The sequence below is a fragment of the Pseudomonas californiensis genome (genome assembly GCF_021147775.1).
GTDB lineage: Bacteria > Pseudomonadota > Gammaproteobacteria > Pseudomonadales > Pseudomonadaceae > Aquipseudomonas > Aquipseudomonas californiensis.
On record NZ_JAGTPK010000001.1, the window covers coordinates 143,662 to 167,223 of the forward strand.

The following is a 23,562-nucleotide window of genomic DNA, read 5'->3' on the forward strand; positions in this document are numbered from 1 at the left end:
ACACACTCTGTTACCAATGACCGGGTGTATTGCTCAAGTATCCCGTCTGCTGGCCGAAGCACTGCCTAAGAACCGCTTACAAGGCGGTATTAAAACCTAACTAGACTTGCTGAATGCTAAGCCACGGATCTGGCGACCTTCATTCGGCGTGGAGCCCCTATGTCCAAGCCCCGAACCCGGATCGCTACGCAACTCGGTATTGCCCTGGCTGTGATTCTGGCCGTCGTCATCAGCGGCAGTACCTTGTTCGCGTTGCGTTCACTGGATGCATCGAACCTGGTCATTCGCGAAGAACACATGTCGAGCGAGGCCAGACTGCTCGCCGATCAGCTCAACACCTTTCACAGCACCTTGCGTGACAGCACTCAGCGCCTTAGCGGCTTGTTCGAGAAACGCTTTGCAGGCGGCCTGAGTCTGCAAACCGATAAGCAAGTGACCGTCGCTGGCACCCAGACGCCGAGTCTGATGCTGCGTGACACCGCGCTGAATAATGACTTCGCCGAAGTTGACGAGTTCCGCCAGATGACCGCCGGCGTGGCGACTATTTTCGTGCGTAGCGGGGATGACTTCATCCGTATCAGCACATCGCTGAGCAAGCAGGACGGCTCGCGCGCTATCGGCACGGTACTTGATCGCAAAGGCCCGGCTTATGAGCGCCTTATGGGTGGCCAGAGTTATGTGGGTAAAGCGCTGCTGTTTGACCGCTACTACATGACGCAGTACAGCCCGGTTCGTGACAGCAGCGGCAAGATCATCGCGGCCCTGTTCGTAGGCTTCGATTACACCGATGCTCAGAAAACCCAGTTCGACGATCTGAAGAACTTCCGCATCGGCTCCACCGGTTCGTTGGCTTTGCTGGACGAAAAGGGTACGTGGCTGGTTCCTCCAGCGGGCATCAAATCGCCGGAAAGCGCTGCAAAGTCTGTCGCCGAAATCGCCAGCAAGCCGGGCAAGGCCCAGTTCTGGAACGATGGCAGCGATGACTTTTACAGCGTCGGTCAGCCGTTCGCTGGTGGTCCCTGGACGGTAGTGGCCTCGATGCCGAGCGACGAAATCAGGGCAGTGACCTGGGACGTCGGTACGCAACTGGCCATCGGTAGTCTGCTGGCCATGCTGATCGCGGTCATCAGCGCCATCTGGCTGCTGCGCAGCAAGCTGCGTCCTCTGTCCGAACTGGTTCGTCAGGCAGATGCGTTGGGTGCCGGTAACTTGAGCGTGCGTTTGAACATCACCAGCAACGACGAAATCGGTCAGTTGTCGGGCAGTTTCAACAAGATGAGCGAAGCGCTTTCCTCGATGGTTGCTCACATCCGTACTGCGGCTCAGGAAGTGAGCACTCGCGCTCACGCCTTGTCCGGTCTGTCCGGCGGCGCTTACGAAGGCATGGAGCAACAGTCTGGTGAAATCACCAGCATGGCCGGTGCCGTTGAAGAGTTCAGCGCTACCTCGATGAACATCGCCGACAACATGGGCAACACCGAGCGACTGGCGCAGGAAAACGCGCAGCAGACCCGCATCGGTCGTACCTCCATGGAAGAAGCCTCGTCGTCCCTGCAACAGATCGCGACGTCGCTGAGCAGCACCGCGACCGTCATCGATACCCTGGGTCAGCGTTCTCAGGAAATCGGCAGCATCGTCGGCGTCATCACCTCGATCGCCGACCAGACAAACCTGCTGGCGCTCAACGCCGCCATTGAGGCTGCACGGGCCGGTGAGCAAGGTCGTGGCTTTGCCGTGGTCGCCGATGAGGTTCGCAGCCTGGCTTCGCGTACCCGCCAGGCTACCGATGAAATCTCCGGCATGATCGCCAGCATCCAACAGGAAACCGGCAACGCCATCAGCACCATGCAGCAGGGCAACACCCTGATGCAGGAAGGCTTGCAGCTGAACGCCAAAGTCGCCTCAGCGCTGGCGCAAATCGATGAACAAAGCCGCTCCGCCGGTCATCAATTCGCCGCCATCACCACTGCCACTCAAGAGCAGAGCAGCACCGCGACCATGCTCAGCAGCAACCTGCAAAGTATCGCCATGGCCAACAGCGAACAACGCGAAGTGGTCTCCAATCTGGCCATCACGGCAGAAGAGCTCAACTCCCTGGCAGCAGACCTGCGCACCGAGGTTGATCGCTTCCGTTGAGTGGTTGGTTTCACCCGCACAAGCGAAACAGCAGAAAGGCCCGATAAGGGCCTTTCTGCATGAAGAGGTCTGGTTTGGTTAGTGCTGGTCGCGCACTCGGCGTTCGCATTGGGCTTTGAGGTGGTTCAGAGCAAGTAGCGAGCTGCGACTTCTTTTTCACCTCACTGAGTGGAAGGCCGATATTGCAACGCCTCGGCCAGGTGGCTACGGGTGATCGCGTCTATCTGCTCCAGATCGGCCAGCGTACGGGCTACTTTCAGCAGGCGGTGTGCTGAGCGCAGGGAAAGGGTCAGGCGTTCGCAGGCAGTTTCCAGCCAGCGCTCTTCGACGGCAGAGAGTGCGCAGTGCTCGCGCAAGCCTGGCAGGTCGAGAAAGGCATTGGCGCAGCCTTGACGCTGCTGCTGGCGCGCTCGGGCCTGGGCGACAATTGCGGCGGCGCTGGCGGTGTTTTCCTCGGTTTGTGGGCTGGGGTTCAGTGCGGTGGCTTCCCGGGCGACGGTCAGGTGCAGATCGATGCGGTCCAGCAGCGGGCCGGATAATTTGTTGCGGTAGCGCTGGACCTGTTCGGTGGAACAGCGACAACGGCCAGTGGGTTCGCCCAGGTAGCCGCACGGGCAAGGGTTCATCGCGGCGACCAACTGGAAGCGCGCCGGGAAGCGTACCCGATCCCGCGCGCGGGCGATGACGATGTGGCCGGACTCCAAGGGTTCACGCAGGACTTCCAGCACTCGGCGGTCGAACTCTGGCAATTCATCCAGAAACAAAACGCCGTGGTGGGCGAGGGTAATTTCCCCCGGTTGCGGACGACTGCCACCACCCACCAACGCAGGACCTGACGCCGAGTGATGCGGTTGTCGGAAGGGCCGCTGCGGCCAACTGGTCAGCGGCACCTGGCTGGCGACCGACTGAATGGCGGCAACCTCCAGCGCTTCATGCTCGTCCAGCGGCGGCAGCAGACCGGGCAAGCGGCTGGCGAGCAGGGTCTTGCCAGTGCCGGGCGGGCCGCTGAACAGCAGGTTGTGCGCGCCAGCCGCTGCCACTACCAAGGCGCGCTTGGCGGCGGTCTGGCCCTGTACTTCGCTGAGGTCGGGATATGGCTTGGGTTGGTGCAACAGCCCGCTCGATTGATAAGGTGCTATCGGCGTGCGGCCGTTGAAATGCGCAACCAGCTCCAGCAGGTGATTGACCGCAATTACTCGTAAACCTGACGCCAGGCAGGCCTCTTCAGCGTTCACCGCAGGCACGATCAGCGTGCGCTCTGCTGCACGAGCCGCCAGCGCAGCAGGCAGCACGCCTTGGATTGGCCGAATGGCGCCAGACAGCGCCAGCTCGCCCAGGCACTCCACATCCTGCAACGCCACCAACGGCACTTGCCCGCTCGCGGCCAGCAAGCCCAGCGCAATGGCCAGATCGAACCGGCCGCCATCCTTGGGCAAGTCTGCCGGGGCGAGATTGAGCGTGATGCGCCTTGCCGGAAACTCCAGCCCGGAATTGAGGATGGCACTGCGCACCCGGTCTTTGCTCTCCTTGACCGCGCCTTCGGGCAAACCCACCAGCGTCAAAGTGGGCAGGCCGTTGGCCAGATGCGCTTCGACAGTCACAGCAGGGGCTTCTACCCCAACCTGGGCACGGCTATGGACGATGGCCAGCGACATGAATCATTCCTTGATATAGCGACGGGGCCGTCATCGTGCTTCATTCAAGAGCGCAGGGCAGGTGGGGAATGGATACAGGGTGTGAATGGCTGGGTTATTGGAGCCAGCAGGATCTGCTCAGCTTTGATCGGATGGATGGATGGATGGATGGATGGATGGATGGATGGATGGAAAGGGAAGCTGGCGATACGAAGGACTATTGTTTTAAATAGTTTTTGCTTTCTCTGTAGAAATGCACATGACCTGGCGGTTTGTCGAGTGCTAAGCATTCAGTTAGTTAACATAAAGACATTAAGCACGGGAGCTACAAATATGATTAACCTTTAACAAGATTGACAATTTTTTGTGACGAAAAAATATTATCGTCAGACACTCTGAAATTCTTAAAAACCACAATGACAGACATGGAGGTCATTTGGCAGACGGCACGACGCTTGAAGATGGTGTTTGGTTACGCGTACCAGCGAGCCCTTGGCCAATAGCGAAAGTGCGCTCCGGGTTTCGGTTCCCATCGTCACGTCCGCGCGGGTCGATACCTTCGGTGACCCGGCCACGGTCGATATCCAGTTGGGCAAGAATCATGTCGGACTGCCCATCGGCTTCGGAGTGGTGTCCACTACCGGCGAAAGCAAACCGTTGTCCGCCAGCGCCGCAGCGATCAAGGCTGCCGTCGACGCGGTGCCCATCGCCCACAGCAAGGCCGAAAGCGCCTACCTGAGCAACTACACGCAAAAGTCCTCTCACCTTGTCAGTCTCGGATTACGTGCAGGTTCAGACCATTACGCCAATTACCGACGCATTCGCTCCGGTCGGGCGACTGTCCATTGGCGCTAAGCCCGCCCATGATGCCCAGGTGATCAATGCGAGCCTTATGGCCGTGGGCTCCACCGTTGTATTGGGCGCTGGCACTGTGGCTGTGGCAACCAATGGTTATTTTACGGTCGGGGATGACGCCAGTCAGGTTCGAAGACGTGAGCCGGGGCGATCGGCAAGGCTTACTGGAGCGCGCAGATTGATCAGGGCCACCAGACCCTGGAGCAAGTCGCGCAGGGCTTCGTCACTTCCAATGATTGGCAGGCGCTTACCTGCAGCAGAATCAGTGGGATTTTTTGATCTGATCGGGCTTTTTGCGTCAATACGGTCGAGAAAAGGTCCTCTCCAACAGGCTCAGGCAAAACGGGTGCAGGGCTTCTGTCCAAAAATAGAGGACAACCCTGTCAATCCTGACCCGCCTGCAATGTCCGCCGCTTTTGCGGGTATTGTCTCCGCGACCTGTTGCGTTTTGTACGGTTGATGGCGCTGATCTCGAATCGCGGATCCCCCTGCTTACTTTGAGGAGCAGCGATCTGCACCACAACCCAGTCTCCAAAGGTGCACAAAGGCGTATTTCGTCGCGCGCACGCTTGTTGGCAACGGCATGCCAGCAGCTGGCGTGCTGTCGGATTCAGGACCTGTAGTTTGACTGCATATGGACAACGGCCAGCGACATGATCATTCCTTGAAGTCTTCTGGGTTTCAGGGCGGTAGGAGATCAACCTCCCAGCCTGACAGATCAGCGCCGCCGTCTCTGGTGATTGCGACTTGCCGTAATGGGGCACCAAAAGTCGAAATTTAGGTGATTTTGTTCTACTTGCCGATCAGCACCATTCTTTTCAAGCGTCGATTAAAAAGCTCGACCACCGCTTCGATACAGCTTTCAATGCTGTCGCGCGCCGTATGCAGCACCAGGTCTGCTTCAGTGGGCGCTTCGTAAGGCGAAGAAATTCCGCTAAAATCCTTCACCTCACCGCTTCTGGCTCGCTGATACAGGCCTTTGACGTCACGCTTTTCGCAGGCAGCTACATCGGCATTGCAGTAAATTTCGAAAAAATGTCCCTCGGGCACCATCGCCCTGGCCCGCTGACGATCTTCGATAAACGGTGAGATAAAGGCAGTCAGCACGATGCTGCCGGCCTGCACGAACAGCGACGCCACCTCGCCGACGCGCCGGATGTTTTCATGGCGATCTTCGCTGGAAAACCCCAGGTCGCTGCACAGCCCATGGCGCAGGTTGTCGCCGTCCAGCACGAAGGTGTGGTAGCCCAGCCCATGCAGACGCAGGGAGACTGCAGCTGACAGCGTCGATTTGCCCGAACCGGATAGCCCGGTAAACCATAAAACAGCAGGTGGGTGGCCGTTGAGCTTCTGGCGAGCCTGGACGCTGACCGACTGGCCCTGCCAGAAAATAGTGTTGTTGCTCGCCGGTGTTGCTTCCAGCAGTCCATTGCTCATTCGTTTTCCTCCATGGCTCATGCCGGGCGAACCAGCAGGTAGCGGTCCAGATCAGCATGGTTTAGAAAGCGATCGCCAAAGCACGTCTGGGGGACGAGCTCGCGAACCTGAGCGAGATCGTAGCGAAAGCAGGAACGCAGCAGGTCGAACTGAGGGTCATTGAAATCAGGTTTTGGCTCGTCAATCTCCAGCTCGGCACTGCTGAAGGTGCGGGGTATCTCGCACGTCTCTACTGACTTCCCAAATACGCCCTCAACGAACGCATGCCGTGATTCGGTACTGGCCAGTTGACTGACTGATATCAGTGAAATATCTGCAGGCAAATATTTCTGCTGAACGGTACGGATGGCGTTGTAATAAAAACTGTTATGCAGGATTGATGCAAAAGGAAACTGTCTTCTGGAAAGATAAAACCCCAACTCATATTCGATACGGCTGGCAAAGCTGCCGTGTTCGATACGGTCCAGCTCCCGATTCAAGTAACCTTCGACGATGGTATGCGAGCGTCGTGGAAAATACCGCTTGTAGACGTCTTTGATAATTCTGAATAGTCTAGTGTCGCCCTTCACGTCAGTCCTGCCAATTGCTGGACCTTGATCCCTGGTGAAGTAGCTCTTAAATAGTCACCAGCGGTCTCAGTATTGCTACGAAGGACTTTGTGCATTTTGTACGCACTCCAAAGCCGTTCGAACTGGTTCCTTACGCAAATAACGACATGGGTGTCGTGCTCCGGAAGTCGCGCGACACAGCCTGGGTCTTGCGCATAGCCAACGCTTGCATCGAGAAGCGGCAGATCCGAGGTTCGGATCCGAACCGGATGAGCGTCATCGTTGGCGTACAAAAAAGGTTCTTTTACGTTGGGAACACGATCCTCCACCAGACCGTTGGTCAGCATCCAGTCCGCGAGCGCAGTCGTCCCGCACTTCTGGAAGCCTGCAATGAATATGTTCTGTACTGCCATGCTGGATCATCCTGATATCGAGACTGCGACTGTTACATGTCGGGTAGCAACTGGCATTGCTCTGATCAGGTGCAGATTACAGATTTCTGAATCAGCTCTCAAACGATTGACGCACAGTAATGCGCTTTCATACTGTGAATGAGAGCACTGACTAGCCGGGATGCTGCTACTTGGCGAAGGCGCAACTAGCAGACTCATCTGGTTACAACCAGCCATGTCTTATCGATATGATGCGTTCAGTGCCTTCGATGCAACTAACGCGCCTTCGGGGCCTTTAACCAAGCGCCCGACATGCGCAATCCGGTTTGCTCAAGCAACACCGCTTTGTGCTCAGCAGTCGTTTATTTCAGCGATTCACTGCTGAATCTGGGCAGCGACTGCTGGATCTGCATCAGTCTGCGTACGTTGCTGCTCATCCCGCTTTTTCCCTGGTGCTGTGATTCGCGGCGATTTTGCGAGAAGTAAGCCAAGGACTACCTTTTCGCCTGAGCATTATGGTTGGGGAGCGGGCTATCGTGGGGCATCTGTGGTTGTCGAAGCTGGCCCTGTTCGCCATTGACAACCACTGCGATGTTCGAGGCCGGCATTGAAATGCCTGGAGGCGATCATAGAGGTCAATACACCCAACGCATCAATGCCCAGTTCGGTTTTGCTTCGTCTGGGCAGAAACTGTCACGAGGATGCAGAAACCGTCGATCCATCAGTGTGTCGCAATCACCAACGATGGAATGCAATCTGTCCTTCCTACTCACTCAGGCTTTTCAGCCGACCCGAGCTTTTCTTCCAGTTCAGCCATTTTGGCTTCGAGTGCTTCCAGGCGGGCGCGGGTGCGTGCGAGGACGGTCATCTGGCTGTCGAACTCTTCACGGCTGACCAGATCGAGTTTGCTGAAGCCGCTTTGCAGCAGGGCCTTGAACTGGGTTTCGAACTCGCTGCGCGGCACGGGCGTTTCGCCGTTGAACAGGCGCGAGGCGTGGCCGCTGAGGGCGTCTAGGAAAGCTTTGGGCGCGATCATGTTGGTTTTCCAGAATCAGATACGCGGCAGTGTAGCACGCAGCGTCTATAGTCATTTCCGGTGGCAACAGGCGCACGGTTATGGAGCGCTACTGCGTGCACGCTCGCACCATGCTTGTGCGTTACTGACACCAATGGGGCGTTGGGAAGGCTGTAACGGGGCTCAAGGGCCTGTATTTGATAGATATTGTTGAGATGGCAAGCTTTCTGCTTAGTGGCTTATGACCCATGCACTGATGCAGTCGCTGTGACGAATGCAGTGCGGCAGGCGGAGCGGGGAAGTGTTTCGTCAGAAGCGGTTTTCTGGAGTTGGTCCGGCCTGATCGGCGACCGACGCGTTACAAAGCCAGGCACTGCGCTTAGACTTGAGTCGGGTTTGTTTTCCTGGGGCAAGTCCACCAATTCGGGAGAAAGTTTTCATGAAGCTAGTCACTGCAATCATCAAGCCGTTCAAATTGGATGACGTGCGCGAGTCGTTGTCTGAAATCGGCGTGCAGGGCATCACTGTTACTGAAGTCAAAGGCTTCGGTCGTCAGAAAGGTCACACCGAGCTGTATCGTGGTGCTGAATACGTAGTCGACTTCCTTCCCAAAGTGAAGATCGATGTCGCCATCGATGACAAGGATCTGGATCGCGTCATCGAAGCAATAACCAAAGCCGCCAACACCGGCAAGATCGGTGATGGCAAGATTTTTGTGGTCAATCTGGAACAGGCCATCCGCATCCGTACCGGCGAAACCGATACCGACGCAATTTAAGCCGCCAAACCCCAACGCCCCAGGAGAAAACAATATGACTCTGCGTCAATTCGCAGGGCTAGGAGCCCTGCTGTCCCTTGCATTACCTGGTTTGGCCCTGGCGGCTGACCCGGTGGCCGAGCCTGTTCTGAATTCCGGCGACACCGCGTGGATGCTCACCGCGACCGCTCTGGTTCTGTTCATGACCATCCCAGGCCTCGCCCTGTTCTACGGCGGCATGGTTCGCTCGAAAAACATTCTGTCGGTGATGATGCAGTGTTTTGCAATCACGGGCCTGATCAGCATCCTGTGGGTCGTGTACGGCTACAGCATCGCGTTTGACACCACCGGTATGGAAGCTGGCGTCGTCAACTTCAACTCTTTCTTTGGTGGCATGGGTAAAGCGTTCCTGGCGGGTATCACGCCTTCGAGCATTACCGGCGCTGCGGCATTGTTCCCTGAGGCGGTGTTCGTCACCTTCCAGATGACCTTTGCAATCATCACCCCCGCGCTGATCGTCGGTGCTTTCGCAGAACGCATGAAGTTCTCCGCAATGCTCATCTTCATGGGCATCTGGTTCACGCTGGTTTATGCGCCAATCGCTCACATGGTCTGGGGCGGCGTCGGTGGCCTGATGTGGGACTGGGGCGTTCTGGACTTCGCAGGCGGCACCGTTGTTCACATCAACGCCGGTGTAGCAGGCCTGGTGGCCTGTCTGGTACTGGGCAAGCGTAAAGGCTTCCCGACCACTCCGATGGCTCCGCACAACCTGGGTTACACCCTGATTGGCGCTGCAATGCTGTGGGTTGGCTGGTTCGGCTTCAACGCAGGTTCGGCGGCGGCTGCAAACGGTACTGCCGGTATGGCGATGCTGGTCACCCAGATCGCAACCGCAGCGGCTGCACTGGGCTGGATGTTCGCCGAGTGGCTGACCCACGGCAAGCCAAGCGCTCTGGGCATCGCCTCGGGTGTGGTTGCCGGTCTGGTTGCCATCACTCCGGCAGCCGGTACGGTTGGTCCGATGGGCGCTCTGATCATTGGTCTGGCGGCTGGCGTCATCTGCTTCTTCTGTGCCACAAGCCTGAAACGCAAACTGGGCTACGACGACTCCTTGGACGCCTTCGGTGTTCACGGTATCGGTGGTATTGTCGGCGCGATCCTGACGGGTGTGTTTGCCGCACCTGCCCTGGGCGGCTTCGGCACTGTCACCGACATCGGTGCCCAGGTCTGGATCCAGTTCAAAGGCGTCGCGTTCACGGTTATCTACACCGCAATCGTTACCTTCATCATCCTCAAAGTGCTGGACGCCGTCATGGGTCTGCGTGTGACTGAAGAGGAAGAGTCTGTCGGTCTGGACCTTGCGCAACACAACGAGCGCGGCTACAACTTGTAATACGCCGCATCGTCAGAAAAAATGCCCGGGTTCCGGGCATTTTTTTGTCTGAGATTTAGGGATATACCCCGCATTTCTGTTGTCACTGACTTTGCCCGCGTCAATGATTTCGGCACCATGACGCAGAGCTTGTAACGTTGTCACGATGGTCTTCGATTACTCGCAGGGAAGCCGGTTTATTGCGCGCTTTGCTTTTTTCTCAGTCGAGTTAGAATGCGCGCCGAAGGTGCGGAGAACGGTATGTGGCATCAATCCAGAATTACCCTGCGAGCAAGGCCTCGTGGTTTTCATCTGGTCACTGACGAGATCCTCGCAGGCTTGCCTGAGCTGCGGGATTGTCGAGTCGGGCTGCTACAGTTGTGGCTGCAACATACCTCGGCCTCATTGACCGTCAATGAGAATGCCGACCCGGCGGTACGTCGTGACTTCGAGCGTTTTTTCAACCGTCTGGTGCCCCAGGGCGTGGACGGCCATGAACATGACGACGAAGGCCCTGATGACTTGCCTGCGCACTTCAAGGCCAGTTTGCTGGGCTGCCAGCTGCTTCTGCCGGTAACGGCGGGGCGGCTTGCGCTGGGCACCTGGCAAGGTGTTTATCTGGGCGAACATCGAGATGCAGGTGGTTCTCGTAACGTCCTGGCCACCCTTCAGGGTGAATGGATATAACCGCTGGGGTCAGCGGTTATTGAATTTTTTCCGACAGCCTTAGACTCCTGGGGCTGTTGGGCTATAACTAATGTGCTTTCGCAAGTCATGAGGTAGAACATGAGCGACGACGACAACGACGATCTGCAGGACGACCTCGAAGGCGAGGACGATGGTGAGGAGCTTGCAGCTGCTCCCGAGGACGACGCTGCTGAGGTGGATGAAGCCGAAGTATCGGCGACACCTGCCAAGGGCAAGGCCAAGGCTGCGGTTTCGGTCGATGAACTGCCCAGCGTAGAAGCCAAGAACAAAGAGCGTGATGCTCTGGCCCGTGCCATGGAGGAATTCCTCGCGCGTGGTGGCAAGGTGCAGGAAGTGGAGGCCAACGTGGTCGCCGATCCGCCCAAAAAGCCGGATAACAAATATGGCAGTCGGCCTATCTGAGGCCGTACACGTCGTATGAGACAAAGCCCGCCGTCGCTGCGGGCTTTTTCTTGGGCGATGCGCCGTCGCTACAGGGCATCATGCCCAGCGTGCGAGGACTTCCGGCAGCTGTGAGAGGTTATGGATCTCTGCATCAGGCAGACGGTCTTCCTGCCAGACCTTGCCTTGCGGGTTATACCAGATGGCGCGCATGCCAGCGCGTTGTGCGCCCGCGATATCGTCATTGGGATGATCGCCAACATGCACGGCATTGCTTGCATCGACATTGCCGCGTCTGAGCGCTTCGAGGAACGGTGCCGGGTCGGGTTTGCCGATTCCCAGGTCTTCGGCGCACAGCGCGAAGGAAAAGTAGTCTGCGAGCCCCAGGCGCCGTACATCGGCATTGCCGTTGGTGATAACGCCCAGCGTGAAGGTTTTGGCGAGGATCTCCAGGGTAGGCTGAACGTCAGGGAAGATCTGCACCTGATGACGACCCTGCAAGAACACCTCAAAGCTCTGGTCGGCCAGGTCCTGCGCCTCTTCAGGGTCGTAGCCAGCATCTTCCAGCGCATGAAACAGTACCCGTTTGCGCAGTGCACTGATGCGGTGCTTGAAAGACGGATCTGCCTCGACCAGGCGTGAGCGGATTTCCCAAAGGTGTTCCACCGGGATCGGTCCCAGCTTTGGTGCATGCTCCGCAAGCCAGTCGCGCAGCGTGGCTTCGGCGCCGACGATGGCCGGTGCCGTATCCCACAGCGTATCGTCAAGATCGAATGTCACCAGCTTAATCATCTGCAGATCCTTTACGTTTGGCGCGGGGGTGTGCACTGTCATAGACAGTAGCCAAATGCTGAAAGTCCAGGTGTGTATAAATCTGCGTGGTCTTGATATCAGCATGGCCCAGCAGCTCTTGCACGGCACGCAGGTCCTGTGACGACTCGAGCAGGTGGCTGGCAAACGAATGACGCAGCATGTGCGGATGCAGGTTTTGCCCCAACTCGCGCTCGCCGAAGGCCTTGACCCGGTTCTGGACCGCACGTGCGCCCAGCCGTTTGCCGTGCTGGCTGACAAACACCGCATCATCCTGCGGGTTGGTCAGGGCTCGCAGGGGCAGCCAGTGCTCAAGCGCCTGACGCGCCTTGCTGCCGACCGGCAAAACGCGGCTTTTGCTGCCCTTGCCAAGTACCTGCACCAGCCCCTCGCGCAGGTCCAACTGATCGAGGTTCAGCCCTGTCAGTTCGGACAGACGCAGCCCGGAGGAATACAGCAGCTCCAGAATGGCCTGATCGCGGCGAGCCAGAAAGTCATCTTCGACCCCGCCATCCAGCAATTGCGAAGTCCGGTCAGTGTCCAGCGTCTTGGGCAGGCGACGTTCGCCTTTGGGCGGAGACAGACCGTTGGCGGGGTCATGCTCGCAGATGCCTTCGCGGTTCAGGTATTTGTACAGGCCGCGCACCGCAGACAGCATTCGCGCCAGGCTGCGTGATGACTGGCCTTGCTGATGCTGGCGGGCGGTGAAGTTGCGCAGGTGCTGGATGTCCAGGTCTGTCCAGCTCGACAGCCGGGCTTTCTGGCAGAACGCCAGAACCTTGTCCAGATCGCGCCGGTAGGCTTCCAGCGTGTGCGGTGACACCTGACGCTCACTGCGCAGGTGCATGCAGTAGGCGTCCAGATGCTGTTCCATGCCTAGCGGACCGACCGTAACGAATGGGCGAAGCGCGGCAGCAGGCGGCTCAGAACGTCAGCGATGTAGCTGAGAAACAAGGTGCCGACCGAGCTTTTGTAGTGCTGTGGGTCACGACTGCCGATTGCCAGCACGCCATGAAGCCCCAGATGCTCGAGGCTTGCGATAGCAGTCGAGCCTACTTCCTTGCTTTGCGCGTCGCCAAACAGGAAGGTCAGCTCGTGTTCGCGCAATGCACCACACACGACCTTGTCGCCGATCAGGCCGCCGATGCTTTTCTGGGCTTCGGCCGTGCTCACCCAGCGTCCCACCGGCATTGAGCTGTCGCTGAACAGAATCAGGCTGACAAAGGGCACCTGGAAATCCTGGCGCAGGCTGTCTTCCACGGCGACCACGATCTCTTCCAGGCTGGTGGCGTCCATCAGCGCGAGGTTCAGGCGGCGGGTTTTTTCGAACAACCTGTCGTTGTCCCGTGCGACGTCCATCAGCTGTGAAAGACGGTGGCGCATCTCGATGTTACGTTCGCGCAGCAGCTTGAGCTGGCGCTCGACCAGCGAGACGGTATCGCCGCGCTGATGAGGGATACGCATCGAGACCAACAACTCGTCATGCTCGGCGAAGAAGTCGGGGTGCTGAAGCAGGAAAGCGATGACCGCTTCCGCTTCAAGGTTTGGCGCTGCGCTATCGACAGTCGATTCGCTGGGTGTACCGGTTGAAGTAGGAGGCTGATCGGTCATCGCATTTGCTCACTTAAAGACGAACTTGGCCTTCATAAACCCTGACGGCCGGGCCGGTCATCATGACGGGGTGCCCCGGACCTGCCCACTCGATGGACAGTCGTCCACCCGGCAGGTCGATCAGCAAAGGCGACATCATCCAGCCCTGGCTGATGGCGGCAACGGCGGCTGCGCAGGCACCTGTGCCGCAGGCCTGAGTCTCGCCTGCACCACGCTCCCAGACGCGCAACTGAGCACGCTGGCGGTCCACAACATGAAGGAATCCCACATTGACCCGAGCCGGAAAGCGCGGGTGATGTTCGATTTTCGGGCCCAGTTCATGCACCGGGGCGTTGTTGATGTCATCCACTCGCAGCACCGCGTGGGGGTTGCCCATGGAGACAGCGGCCAATTCGACATTCTGCCCATCTACATCGACGGTGTAGCTGGTGGCCTGAGCCGCAGCCTGAAACGGAATTTCATCGGGAACCAGGCGTGGCGGCCCCATGTTGACGCTGATTTGTCCGTCGTTACGGATATCCAGCTCGATGATGCCGCTCTTGGTTTCGACGCGAATCTGTTTTTTGGCAGTCAGGCGCTTGTCGAGTACGAAGCGGGCGAAGCAGCGCGCACCATTGCCGCACTGTTCGACTTCGGAACCGTCCGAGTTGAAGATGCGATAGCGAAAGTCCACGTCCGGATTGTTCGGCGCCTCGACCAGCAACAGCTGATCGAAGCCGACACCGGTGTGTCTGTCGCCCCATTGTTTGGCGTGCTTGGGCAGAATATGCGCGTGCTGACTCACCAGGTCCAGGACCATGAAGTCGTTACCCAGCCCGTGCATTTTGGTAAAACGCAGCAGCATGGGGTTACTCCGGCAGCAGGCTTTCGCCAGCAAACAGCTCGGCCACGGTTTCGCGACGACGCACTTCAAAGACCTGCGAACCGTCTACCAGTACTTCGGCGGCGCGGCCACGTGTGTTGTAGTTCGAGCTCATTACAAAGCCGTAGGCGCCAGCGGAATGCACAGCCAGCAAGTCATCTTCGGCCAGTGCGAGCTCTCGGCCCTTGGCCAGAAAGTCACCTGTTTCGCAGATCGGCCCTACGATGTCATAGGGGCGCGACGCGGTGTCACGCGGGCGGACCGCTGTGACGTCCATCCAGGCTTGGTAAAGCGCCGGGCGGATCAGGTCGTTCATGGCCGCATCGACGATGGCGAAGTCCTTGTGCTCGGTGTGCTTGAGGTACTCGACTTTGGTCAGTAGTACACCGGCGTTGGCCACGATGAAGCGGCCGGGTTCAAACACCAGGCCCAGGTCGCGGCCTTCGAGACGTTCCCGCACCGCATTGATGTATTCGCCAGCCAATGGCGGCTCTTCATCGCGATAACGCACGCCCAGTCCGCCACCCAGATCGATATGGTGCAGATGGATGCCGCAATCGCCCAGGCGATCGACCAGAGCCAGCAAGCGATCCAGCGCATCAATGAACGGCTCAAGGGTGGTCAACTGTGAACCGATGTGGCAGTCGACGCCGATCACTTCCAGATTGGGCAATTGCGAGGCGCGCACGTAAACGTCTTCGGCGTCAGCAATGGCAATGCCGAACTTGTTTTCCTTGAGGCCCGTGGAGATATACGGGTGAGTGCCCGCGTCCACGTCGGGATTGACCCGCAACGAGATCGGCGCGCGTACGTTGAGTTCGGCGGCTACTGTTTGCAAACGCTCAAGCTCATCGGTGGACTCGACGTTGAAGCAGTGCACGCCCACTTCCAGGGCGCGGCGCATGTCTTCACGGGTCTTGCCGACGCCGGAAAACACGATTCTTTCCGGCTTGCCGCCAGCGGCCAGTACTCGCTCCAGCTCGCCGCGTGAAACGATGTCGAAACCGGCGCCGAGGCGTGCCAGGACATTGAGTACACCCAGATTGGAGTTGGCTTTGACAGCGAAGCACACCAGATGTGGCATGCCGCTCAGTGCGTCGGCATAGGCACGGTATTGCGCTTCGATATGAGCGCGTGAGTAGACATAGGTCGGCGTACCGAAGCGATCGGCAATGGCAGACAAAGCTACTCCTTCCGCGAACAGCTCACCGTCGCGGTAGTTGAAGGCGTCCATGGGATTCCCTTAAAGATGCTTGTGCGATTGCGATTTGGCTTGTTCGTCAGGGGACTTGGTGTCGTCCGGCAGATACAACGGGCCCTTTTGACCGCAGGCCGTAACAAGACAAGCGACCGCGACAAGCGCAGCAAGCGAAGAGATCAGGCGCTTCATGGCGAAATCCTTTGAAAAGCATTAATTGCGCCCGAGTATACCGACCACCCGGCACCTTGCCTATGCGACGGCCCTCCCGTCTGGCGGGCCTTATGCGATTGTTGGCCAATAATACCGTTACGTCGGATTCTTTCGTCTATGCCGTGCCAATGGCGGGTATGCTTTGCATTTGGCTGGCTGCGTCCGTATCTTGCCTCCACTGCGCTATCAGTAGTCTTTTTTCGAGGTTCCCGTAATGAGTTTGACCGAAGCCCGCTTTCACGACCTTGTCGATGTAACCCAGCAGAATCTGGAAGATGTTTTCGACGAGAGTGATCTGGATGTGGATCTGGAAAATTCTGCCGGTGTACTGACGGTCAAATTCGAAAATGGCTCCCAGTTGATTTTCAGCCGTCAGGAACCGCTCCGCCAGTTGTGGCTCGCTGCCAGGTCGGGCGGTTTTCACTTCGACTACGACGAAGAAAACAGCCGTTGGGCCTGTGACACCAGTGATGAGTTGCTCAGCGAGATGCTCAAACGCATCACCCTTGATCAGGCTGGCGTCGAGCTGGATTTCGACGAGATCTGATCATGAGCCAGAGCATCCCGACTGCCACCGTCAAGCCGCCCAAGCCGCTGTTCAGCAACGTCAGCCCGGCAGTGAAATCGCCTTGTGTCAGTCTGTGTCGGCTCGACGAGCAAAAAGTCTGTCTCGGGTGTTTTCGCCACGTTGAAGATATCCGTGAATGGCGTTCGGCCGATGACGACCGGCGTCGGCAGATCCGTCGCGACGCCGATCAGCGCCAGGCGCATGCTCAGCTCAATCCGTCGATCGGCTGACGGTCCATCGGGTTGTGTATTTAATCCGCTGTGTTAGTGTCAGACCCTGCTTCTCCAGAGCGAGAGGCCCATCAAAACCCCGCCCGGTCCGGCGGGGTTTTGCTTTTATATTGCGCAGAAAAAGGAGGCTGCCCTGCCATGAACAACCCACCCTCGATCATTCTTACCCGGCTCGATGTACAGCGCCTTGAGCAGCTGATTGACAGCCTGGACGACACCACGCCTGGCGTTCAGGCACTGCAGGCCGAACTGGACCGTGCAGAAGAAGTAGTTGGCCACGATGAAGTGCCCGACGGCGTGGTGACCATGAATTCGCGTGTGCACTGCCGAGAAGAAGTCAGCGGCAAGGACTACCACCTCAAACTGGTCTATCCAAAGGACGCTGGCGGTGACGGGACTGTCTCGGTTCTGGCGCCCATCGGCTCTGCGTTGCTGGGTTTGCAGGTAGGGCAGCACATCGACTGGCCAGCACCGGGCGGCAAAACGCTCAAGCTCACTTTGCTGGCAGTTGAGTATCAGCCGGAAGCGGCAGGCGAATACCAGTAATCGACTGCGCCTTGATCACGCCTGCTCCATCGCGTCATTGAGTCGCGCTTCCAGCGCGGCCTTGTGGCGCAGGAACAGAATGCTTTGCCCGTGCCCGTCATCCAGCAGGCCTGACAGATCCAGATCGGTGATATAGCAGCGATAGCGGCTCGGCTCCAGGCGTTTTTCGAGGATTTGCTGGGCGACCGCGTCATACAGCTGATCGCCGTACTCCAGCTCGGAAAACTCGCTGTTGTCACAGTACAGCGTGACGTTCACCTGGCTTGGTGCCACCTCCTCGATAATGGCTTGCACGTCATAGAACGGCTTGTCGGCTGCTGTCGGCGCCAGACGCTGCTCGATGCGCCGGGCACGACCGGATCCGGAAGGCAGGACCTGATAGTAAAGCGCTTCCAGCGAAACCGGCTCGTCGGGCTGGTCCAGTGGCAGCGACGCGCCACGGCGATAGACCAGTGAGTGAAAGAAACGCTGCAGCGGCATCAGCAGGCTCTGTTCGTCGTGATAAGGCAGGCGCTGGTGCCAGAGCGAGTTGTGTTCATCCAGCACGTACAGGTCGGCTTCGGCCTCATTGATTCGATAAAACACCTGAATGCATTCCGGTTGCCCGAAAGGCAGAATCAGCGCCAGGTCGGTGCCATCCAGCGCATGAGGATCGAGGTGCAGAGGGCTGTATCGCGGCAGTTCTTCGCCCAGGTACTTGAACAGACCCGGCAGGCTGTTGACCACAATATGGCTGACCTGGCCTGTCATCATTTCCAGCACGTGGTATTGCTGCTGCACTTGAATCAGGTAACGGTGGTTCAGTTTTCGTCCCAGCAACAGCCTCGCGGTACTGATCAGCTCTTCGACCCGCTGCGCGATGGCTGGCGCGCGGTTGTGGCAGAAGCACTGCACACGAATGTTTGGCTGACTGGCGCCTTCCGGCAGGCTACTGAGCAGCTCGCTCATGCAGTCGAGCAAGGCATGAGGACCGTCGTAGCGACTGACCAGTGTTTCATTCCAGGTGTTGAGCGTGATCTGGTCCAGCGTCAGCACCAGATTATCCCGCACGCCCGCATAACTGAGCGAGTCGGTGCGCTCCGTCGTCATCAGAATATTGCGTTCGCGGTGATGGCTGAGCGGGTCGACACCGACGTTGATCAGCAACAGGATTTCATGCGCAACGCTGGGTTGGAGCAGTGCCTCATCGCTGACATCCGCCAACGGCAGGGCGATGGTTTGCTGCAAGGCGCCCAGAACGTTGAACAGCTCGAACTCGCTCAGGTCGCTGGTGCCAGGGTGCAACGCCATACGCGTGGTGGTATCGATCACGTTGTTGCGATGGCACCACGTCAGCAGCTCAAGCAACTCGCGACTGCGTTTGATCGGCGAGAAGTTGGCGCATTCGTGAACGCTCAGATTGCCGTTGTACAACGTCCACTGGGTTTTTCCTGGCTCGCGCCTGTTGGGCGAGTGCACCAGGGTCAGGGTGTCCTCGGCCAGATCTGGAGCAATGCCCGGGTTGATGAATTCGACCTTGCCAGCCTTGCGTTCGAACGCTGCGTACAGACGACGGCCGAGGATAGTCAGATCTCGCGTGTTCAGTGCGTCGGCTGTGCTGCGCGTTCTGGCGAACTGGGTCTGGAACCGGTAGCTGTAGTTCAGCTCGTTGACCAGCGCGCGTCGCTCTTGTGCCACTTGGCGAACTTTCCATTGGCTACGGCTATCCAGCAGCGTCAGCTGGCGCTCGTCCCAGTTCCACTCTTTGGTCAGGCGCTCCAGCAACAGGCGTTGCCAGCTGCTGTTGCGTTGACGAGCAGCGCCAGTCAGCTTCTTGTTGACCTTCAGGTAAAGGCTGCGCCTTACCAGCTCAAGGCGTTCGACTTCCTTGCGCGCCTGCAGATGCTCTTCGATGCGTCGGTAAACAACGATGTAGGGATCCAGCTCGTCCAGGTCCAGCCGATTGGCAAACACGGCTTGCTTGAAGCGCATGCTGAGGCATTGAACGTTGGGATGCTCGCTTGAGTACACCTCGATCAGCAGCAACTTGAGCACAGACTTGTAGGGCGAGCCGATGCCTTTGAACAATTGCCAGAGCCCGGCACTGACAAACTCTGCCGGCGGGATTTCGGACATCGGACCCAGATCGATGACTTCGTCGGCGCGAATGAAACGTTTGGAGAGCAGGGTGTGAGTGTAGGCCTCGTAACCCTGTTCTTCGTAGACCGGCACCAGCCACCACATGGGCGTGCGTCCCGCCAGCCAGATGGCAGTGCGGTAGAACTCGTCCAGTAACAGGTAATGCTGAGTTGTACCGCAGTCGTCCGAGCTGAGCTGCGTATCGCGCTCTCCGGTTTTGAAGCGCTGAGGATCGATCAGAAAGAAATGCGCTTCCGCGCCCATCGTGGCGGCCCAGGCTTCGAGTGCCTGGCATTTCTTGCGCAGCTCAGCGATGGCATCTTCTGGCAGTGCGCTGTCGTGGCAGACCCACACATCCATGTCGCTTTGCTCGGCCTGCGCCAGCGTGCCGAGGCTGCCCATCAGAAACAGCGCGTGGATGGGCTGAGGTGGGTTGCCACGGCGGGCCTTGTAGGAAAACGAGCGCGTCATTCGCTGAGCTTCAGCGAGGGCCAGCGAATCGGGTTCGTAGTGGGAAACGCCCGCAGGGGTATTGCTCGACACGTAGCCAGGCAATAACGGGTGGTTGACGTGGAAGAACAGCGGTAACAGTGTCAGCACGCTCTGCTGGCGTGTCGACATTCCTTCCATCGCACGAGCATATCGCCCGTCATTGAGAGTCAGGAAGCGGTTACGCAGCTGGCTGAGAACCTTGCGGTCAATGCCCTCGTCCAGGTCGGGTCGGATTTCATGATTACGCGTCATCACAACTCAAGGCATCTGGCCCGGGCAGGCGTGGAATTGCTGAGCAAGATGGCGAAGATACACAGCCGAGCAAATACGGGTTCGGTCGGATTGTTATTCTGGCGCCAATGTCTTGTATCGACTGACGTTCAAAATAATGAAGGGCCTGTCACATTATTTTGTAAACAGGCCCGGAGGGCACTCAGGCAGCTTCTTTGGAGACGTTCAGAATGGTCAGTAAGGATTGGGCGTGTTGGGCGGCCTCAAGTCCGAGGCTGGTCAGGTAACCGCCGTCGACCTGATTCGTCAGGCCTTTTTCAAAGAGTCTTTTCGCAGCTGCAATGGCTGTGGGGGCGGCCACATGGTGGACTTTGAGGCCTTCCTGGGTATTGCCCAGATTGAACAGTGCAAGGATTTCCAGTTCGGCAACCAACTCAGGGGTATACGACATAGGTGCTCCAGACTTTTTGTAATGGTACGACCTCGCAGGCTGCGGGTGAGATCTGGAAACGACGTGTCCGTTCTGCGCTCGTCGGTTCTGGATGACCGCTAAAGCCGGCTTGGCGTTATAGCCCCGGAGGATGCTGCGGCAGCGGGGCTTCTGCAGTGTAGTCAGCGTCTGAAGTCTTTGCAGCATATATCTGATCCGCCGAAACCCGGCGGGCGAATTATTTTTCAGGCGGCAGCTCAGGCAAGGCGCGCAGGGCGGTTTCGTACCACTGCGTGTCGAACGCGCGGTCCTGATCAAGCAGCGCATCGATCTCGACAGCCAGCACGTGCGCCATCATTTCAAGGATGTCATCACGTTCGTAACCGACCAGCGTGAGTTTGTTGAACACCGCTTTGGCAGCAGGTGGATTGTCGGTCTCGATCTGGTTCTCGATGGCTTGGGCCAGAGTCGAAGCTGCGAATTCTTCTTCGTCGTTGTCGATTGCGTCAGTCATGGGTATTCCCTCAATTAATGCCTGCAGTCTAACCGGATTCCAGGGTCGAGACAGTTGCCAGATATGAGATGGGTCGTTGTAGGAAAGCTCTCTAAATATCGAGAGATTGACCTAACTAATTGATGTGTATCGGTAAATTGATAAGGTTCGAAGGCCAGTTATTGGTGCGTAATGAATGCGACCAAGGAGGTCATCATGCTGAAGCTTTATGGATTTGCGGCAAGCAATTATTTCAATATGGTCAAGCTCGCGTTGCTGGAGAAGCAGTTGCCTTTCGAGGTTGTCCCGCTGCACGGATGCCAGAATCCTGAGGTATTGGCGGTCAGTGCGCGCGGCAAAGTGCCCGTCCTGGGAACGGAGCAGGGCTTCATCAGTGAAACCGACGTGATTCTGCGCTATCTCGAAGACATCCATCCGGCACATCCGTTGCTGCCTCACGACCCGTTTTCACGTGCTCAGGTCTGGACCATCGCCAAGGAAATCGAGCTGTACATCGAGCTGCCCGCACGGCTTTGCTATGCCGAAGTCATTTTTGGGGGGCGTCCCACTCCGAATGACCTCAAGGCCAAGGCTCGTAGGGACCTGATCAAAGGCGTCGCAGCGCTGGCACAGCGTGCGCATTTTGCACCTTACGTGGCAGGCGAGCAGTTCACCGTGGCGGATCTGTACTTTTTGTACAGCATCAACCTGGCGCAGCAAGTGGGCGAAGCGCTGTTTGGTCTGGACTTGCTGGGCGAGATGCCGAGGGCGCAAGTGTTACTGGATCGCTTGGCCCGCAATCCCAACGTACAGCGTGTGGCTGCTGACAGGGAAGCGGACTGGCCGTTGTTCATGGCCAGGGTTCAGGCGGTGGGCAGGGCTACGGGGTAGGAGAATCTGAAGCGTTTTACGCAGAGCAGGTGAGCGCTGAAGAGAAGATCGCTTGTTCCGGCAGGCGCCTGCAGTTGAAACGGATTCCAACTGCAGGCGTTCACCGGATGCGACGCTGGGCTTAACGCTCTGCCAGCAGGGCCTGACCGCGAACCCCGGCAGCGCGCACCTGATCAGGCGCAGTACCACCGATGTGGTTTCGTGCATTGACCGAGCCTTCCAGAGTCAATACTGCAAACACATCCTGTTCGATCTGATCGCTGAACCGGCGCAGTTCTTCCAGGCTCATTTCAGCCAGGTCCTTGCCGGTTTCGACGCCGTATTTCACAGCATGGCCGACGATTTCATGGCAGTCACGGAAGGGCAAGCCACGGCGTACCAGATAGTCTGCCAGGTCGGTCGCGGTCGAGAAGCCACGCAATGCGGCTTCACGCATGATCGAGTGTTTCGGCTTGATCGCCGGGATCATGTCGGCAAAGGCACGCAATGAATCGCGAAGTGTGTCGGCAGCGTCGAACAGCGGCTCCTTGTCTTCCTGGTTGTCCTTGTTGTAGGCCAGCGGCTGACCTTTCATGAGGGTCAACAGGCCCATCAGGGCACCGAACACACGGCCGCTCTTGCCGCGTACCAGCTCGGGTACATCCGGGTTCTTTTTCTGCGGCATGATCGAACTGCCGGTGCAGAAGCGATCAGGCAGATCAATGAACTGGAACTGAGCACTGGTCCAGAGCACCAGTTCTTCAGAGAAGCGCGACAGGTGCATCATTGCCACCGACGCCGCTGCGCAGAATTCGATGGCGAAGTCGCGATCCGAGACGCCATCCAGCGAATTGCCGCCTACTGCATCGAAGCCCAGCAGTTTGCAGGTCAGTTCGCGGTCGATCGGGTAAGTGGTGCCTGCCAGTGCTGCGCTGCCCAGCGGCATGCGGTTCAGACGCTTGCGGCAGTCGACGAGGCGCTCGTAGTCGCGGCTGAGCATTTCGAACCAGGCCAGCATGTGATGGCCGAACGTCACCGGTTGCGCCGTCTGCAAGTGCGTGAAGCCAGGCATGATGGTATCGGCTTCGCGCTCGGCCTGTTCCAGCAAACCTTTTTGCAGACGGGTGATTTCACTCAGGATCAGATCGATCTCGTCACGCAGCCACAGGCGAATGTCGGTGGCCACCTGATCGTTGCGGCTGCGACCGGTGTGCAGCTTCTTGCCGGTGATGCCGATGCGATCGGTCAGGCGTGCTTCGATGTTCATGTGCACATCTTCAAGATCGACGCGCCACTCGAAACTGCCCGCTTCGATCTCGGCCTGAATGGTGTTGAGGCCGTCGATGATCGTGTCGCGCTCGGCATCGGTCAGTACGCCGACCTTGGCCAGCATCGTGGCGTGGGCGATGGAGCCCATGATGTCGTGGCGATACAGGCGTTGATCGAAGGTGACGGAGGCAGTGAAGCGTGCGACGAACGCGTCGACGGGTTCACTGAAGCGGCCGCCCCAGGACTGGTTGGTCTTGTCGGTGCTCATGGATTCGCTCGTTGCTCTACGGAAAGTGGCGTGCCCGATACGTGGCACAAGGGCGGTTGCGATGATAACAGGGTTGATGCTTTTTTATTTCCGGATGGCTTGCCGCTGACGAAGCCAG

25 protein-coding genes and 1 pseudogene are annotated in these 23,562 nt (G+C 58.1%); 11 read left to right on the forward strand and 15 right to left on the reverse strand.

The features are described 5' to 3' along the window. Positions 1 to 159 precede the first annotated feature (159 nt). Positions 160 to 1,281: pseudogene (locus KDX37_RS29625) on the forward strand (Cache 3/Cache 2 fusion domain-containing protein); the annotation flags it as partial. A 132-nt stretch (positions 1,282 to 1,413) separates the two neighbouring features. After that, positions 1,414 to 2,136: a methyl-accepting chemotaxis protein gene (locus KDX37_RS29630; RefSeq protein ID WP_406641094.1), complete on the forward strand. Its 723-nt coding sequence runs from the start codon at positions 1,414 to 1,416 to the stop codon at positions 2,134 to 2,136. Positions 2,137 to 2,297: 161 nt separating this feature from the next. Here KDX37_RS29630 and KDX37_RS00730 read toward each other — a convergent pair whose 3' ends face one another. Beyond that, positions 2,298 to 3,791: a YifB family Mg chelatase-like AAA ATPase gene (locus tag KDX37_RS00730; RefSeq protein ID WP_231650672.1), complete on the reverse strand. Its 1,494-nt coding sequence runs from the start codon at positions 3,789 to 3,791 to the stop codon at positions 2,298 to 2,300. A gap of 447 nt (positions 3,792 to 4,238) precedes the next feature. On the opposite strand from KDX37_RS00730, the gene KDX37_RS00735 reads away from it, so the two are divergent. Beyond that, positions 4,239 to 4,625 carry a hypothetical protein gene (locus tag KDX37_RS00735; RefSeq protein ID WP_231650673.1) on the forward strand — a complete coding sequence of 129 codons (387 nt, stop codon included), beginning with the start codon at positions 4,239 to 4,241 and terminating at the stop codon, positions 4,623 to 4,625. A 792-nt stretch (positions 4,626 to 5,417) separates the two neighbouring features. Here KDX37_RS00735 and cysC read toward each other — a convergent pair. The 4 genes from cysC to KDX37_RS00755 all read right to left on the reverse strand — a co-directional run bounded on the left by cysC (position 5,418) and on the right by KDX37_RS00755 (position 8,038). Further along, positions 5,418 to 6,062: an adenylyl-sulfate kinase gene (cysC, locus tag KDX37_RS00740; RefSeq protein ID WP_231650674.1), complete on the reverse strand. Its 645-nt coding sequence runs from the start codon at positions 6,060 to 6,062 to the stop codon at positions 5,418 to 5,420. Positions 6,063 to 6,079: 17 nt separating this feature from the next. Then, complete coding sequence (locus tag KDX37_RS00745) at positions 6,080 to 6,631, reverse strand: hypothetical protein (RefSeq protein ID WP_231650675.1); 552 nt, start codon at positions 6,629 to 6,631, stop codon at positions 6,080 to 6,082. Beyond that, positions 6,628 to 7,023, reverse strand: coding sequence for a hypothetical protein (locus tag KDX37_RS00750; RefSeq protein ID WP_231650676.1), 396 nt, complete (start codon positions 7,021 to 7,023; stop codon positions 6,628 to 6,630). The genes KDX37_RS00745 and KDX37_RS00750 overlap by 4 nt, the downstream gene beginning before the upstream one ends. A 748-nt stretch (positions 7,024 to 7,771) precedes the next feature. Next, positions 7,772 to 8,038 (reverse strand): accessory factor UbiK family protein, encoded by a 267-nt coding sequence (locus KDX37_RS00755; RefSeq protein WP_231650677.1) that lies wholly within the window; start codon positions 8,036 to 8,038, stop codon positions 7,772 to 7,774. A gap of 418 nt (positions 8,039 to 8,456) precedes the next feature. On the opposite strand from KDX37_RS00755, the gene glnK reads away from it, so the two are divergent. The 4 genes from glnK to sutA all read left to right on the forward strand — a co-directional run bounded on the left by glnK (position 8,457) and on the right by sutA (position 11,256). Continuing rightward, entirely contained in the window at positions 8,457 to 8,795 is a 339-nt protein-coding gene (gene glnK / locus KDX37_RS00760) for a P-II family nitrogen regulator (protein WP_002555808.1), read from the forward strand. A 34-nt stretch (positions 8,796 to 8,829) separates the two neighbouring features. Next, positions 8,830 to 10,167, forward strand: a complete 1,338-nt coding sequence (locus KDX37_RS00765; protein ID WP_231650678.1) for an ammonium transporter — start codon at positions 8,830 to 8,832, stop codon at positions 10,165 to 10,167. 240 nt (positions 10,168 to 10,407) lie between these two features. Beyond that, a complete protein-coding gene (locus tag KDX37_RS00770) occupies positions 10,408 to 10,833 on the forward strand; it encodes a secondary thiamine-phosphate synthase enzyme YjbQ (RefSeq protein ID WP_231650679.1) in 426 nt (141 codons plus the stop codon). 99 nt (positions 10,834 to 10,932) lie between these two features. Beyond that, on the forward strand, positions 10,933 to 11,256 hold the full coding sequence (gene sutA / locus KDX37_RS00775; protein ID WP_231650680.1) for a transcriptional regulator SutA: 324 nt from the start codon (positions 10,933 to 10,935) through the stop codon (positions 11,254 to 11,256). A gap of 78 nt (positions 11,257 to 11,334) precedes the next feature. Here the strand turns inward: sutA and KDX37_RS00780 are convergent, their stop codons facing one another. From KDX37_RS00780 to lptM, 6 genes are read right to left on the reverse strand one after another with little or no spacing between them, the layout of a single operon-like run. Further along, positions 11,335 to 12,027 (reverse strand): HAD family hydrolase, encoded by a 693-nt coding sequence (locus tag KDX37_RS00780; protein WP_231650682.1) that lies wholly within the window; start codon positions 12,025 to 12,027, stop codon positions 11,335 to 11,337. After that, on the reverse strand, positions 12,020 to 12,919 hold the full coding sequence (gene xerC / locus KDX37_RS00785) for a tyrosine recombinase XerC (protein WP_231650683.1): 900 nt from the start codon (positions 12,917 to 12,919) through the stop codon (positions 12,020 to 12,022). The genes KDX37_RS00780 and xerC overlap by 8 nt, the downstream gene beginning before the upstream one ends. A gap of 2 nt (positions 12,920 to 12,921) precedes the next feature. Then, positions 12,922 to 13,656, reverse strand: coding sequence for a DUF484 family protein (locus KDX37_RS00790; protein WP_231650685.1), 735 nt, complete (start codon positions 13,654 to 13,656; stop codon positions 12,922 to 12,924). A 13-nt stretch (positions 13,657 to 13,669) separates the two neighbouring features. Further along, a complete protein-coding gene (dapF, locus tag KDX37_RS00795) occupies positions 13,670 to 14,500 on the reverse strand; it encodes a diaminopimelate epimerase (protein WP_231650687.1) in 831 nt (276 codons plus the stop codon). 4 nt (positions 14,501 to 14,504) lie between these two features. Further along, positions 14,505 to 15,752, reverse strand: a complete 1,248-nt coding sequence (gene lysA, locus KDX37_RS00800; RefSeq protein ID WP_231650689.1) for a diaminopimelate decarboxylase — start codon at positions 15,750 to 15,752, stop codon at positions 14,505 to 14,507. A gap of 9 nt (positions 15,753 to 15,761) precedes the next feature. After that, positions 15,762 to 15,908, reverse strand: a complete 147-nt coding sequence (gene lptM / locus KDX37_RS00805; RefSeq protein WP_032610549.1) for an LPS translocon maturation chaperone LptM — start codon at positions 15,906 to 15,908, stop codon at positions 15,762 to 15,764. 235 nt (positions 15,909 to 16,143) lie between these two features. Between lptM and cyaY the strand changes: the two genes are divergently transcribed. From cyaY to rnk, 3 genes are all read left to right on the forward strand, one after another. Further along, positions 16,144 to 16,476 carry an iron donor protein CyaY gene (cyaY, locus tag KDX37_RS00810; protein WP_231650690.1) on the forward strand — a complete coding sequence of 111 codons (333 nt, stop codon included), beginning with the start codon at positions 16,144 to 16,146 and terminating at the stop codon, positions 16,474 to 16,476. 2 nt (positions 16,477 to 16,478) lie between these two features. Further along, entirely contained in the window at positions 16,479 to 16,727 is a 249-nt protein-coding gene (locus tag KDX37_RS00815) for a DUF1289 domain-containing protein (protein WP_231650692.1), read from the forward strand. Between the two features lie 138 nt (positions 16,728 to 16,865). Then, a complete protein-coding gene (gene rnk / locus KDX37_RS00820) occupies positions 16,866 to 17,273 on the forward strand; it encodes a nucleoside diphosphate kinase regulator (protein ID WP_231650693.1) in 408 nt (135 codons plus the stop codon). A 15-nt stretch (positions 17,274 to 17,288) separates the two neighbouring features. Here the strand turns inward: rnk and KDX37_RS00825 are convergent, their stop codons facing one another. The 3 genes from KDX37_RS00825 to KDX37_RS00835 all read right to left on the reverse strand — a co-directional run bounded on the left by KDX37_RS00825 (position 17,289) and on the right by KDX37_RS00835 (position 21,058). Next, a complete protein-coding gene (locus KDX37_RS00825; protein WP_231650694.1) occupies positions 17,289 to 20,135 on the reverse strand; it encodes a class I adenylate cyclase in 2,847 nt (948 codons plus the stop codon). Between the two features lie 181 nt (positions 20,136 to 20,316). Further along, a complete protein-coding gene (locus KDX37_RS00830; RefSeq protein ID WP_231650695.1) occupies positions 20,317 to 20,565 on the reverse strand; it encodes a TIGR02647 family protein in 249 nt (82 codons plus the stop codon). A 217-nt stretch (positions 20,566 to 20,782) separates the two neighbouring features. Next, a complete protein-coding gene (locus KDX37_RS00835) occupies positions 20,783 to 21,058 on the reverse strand; it encodes a hypothetical protein (RefSeq protein ID WP_231650696.1) in 276 nt (91 codons plus the stop codon). A 195-nt stretch (positions 21,059 to 21,253) separates the two neighbouring features. On the opposite strand from KDX37_RS00835, the gene KDX37_RS00840 reads away from it, so the two are divergent. Then, positions 21,254 to 21,928 carry a glutathione S-transferase family protein gene (locus KDX37_RS00840; RefSeq protein WP_231650697.1) on the forward strand — a complete coding sequence of 225 codons (675 nt, stop codon included), beginning with the start codon at positions 21,254 to 21,256 and terminating at the stop codon, positions 21,926 to 21,928. A 121-nt stretch (positions 21,929 to 22,049) separates the two neighbouring features. Here KDX37_RS00840 and argH read toward each other — a convergent pair whose 3' ends face one another. Then, on the reverse strand, positions 22,050 to 23,444 hold the full coding sequence (argH, locus tag KDX37_RS00845) for an argininosuccinate lyase (protein WP_231650698.1): 1,395 nt from the start codon (positions 23,442 to 23,444) through the stop codon (positions 22,050 to 22,052). Between the last annotated feature and the right edge of the window lie 118 nt (positions 23,445 to 23,562).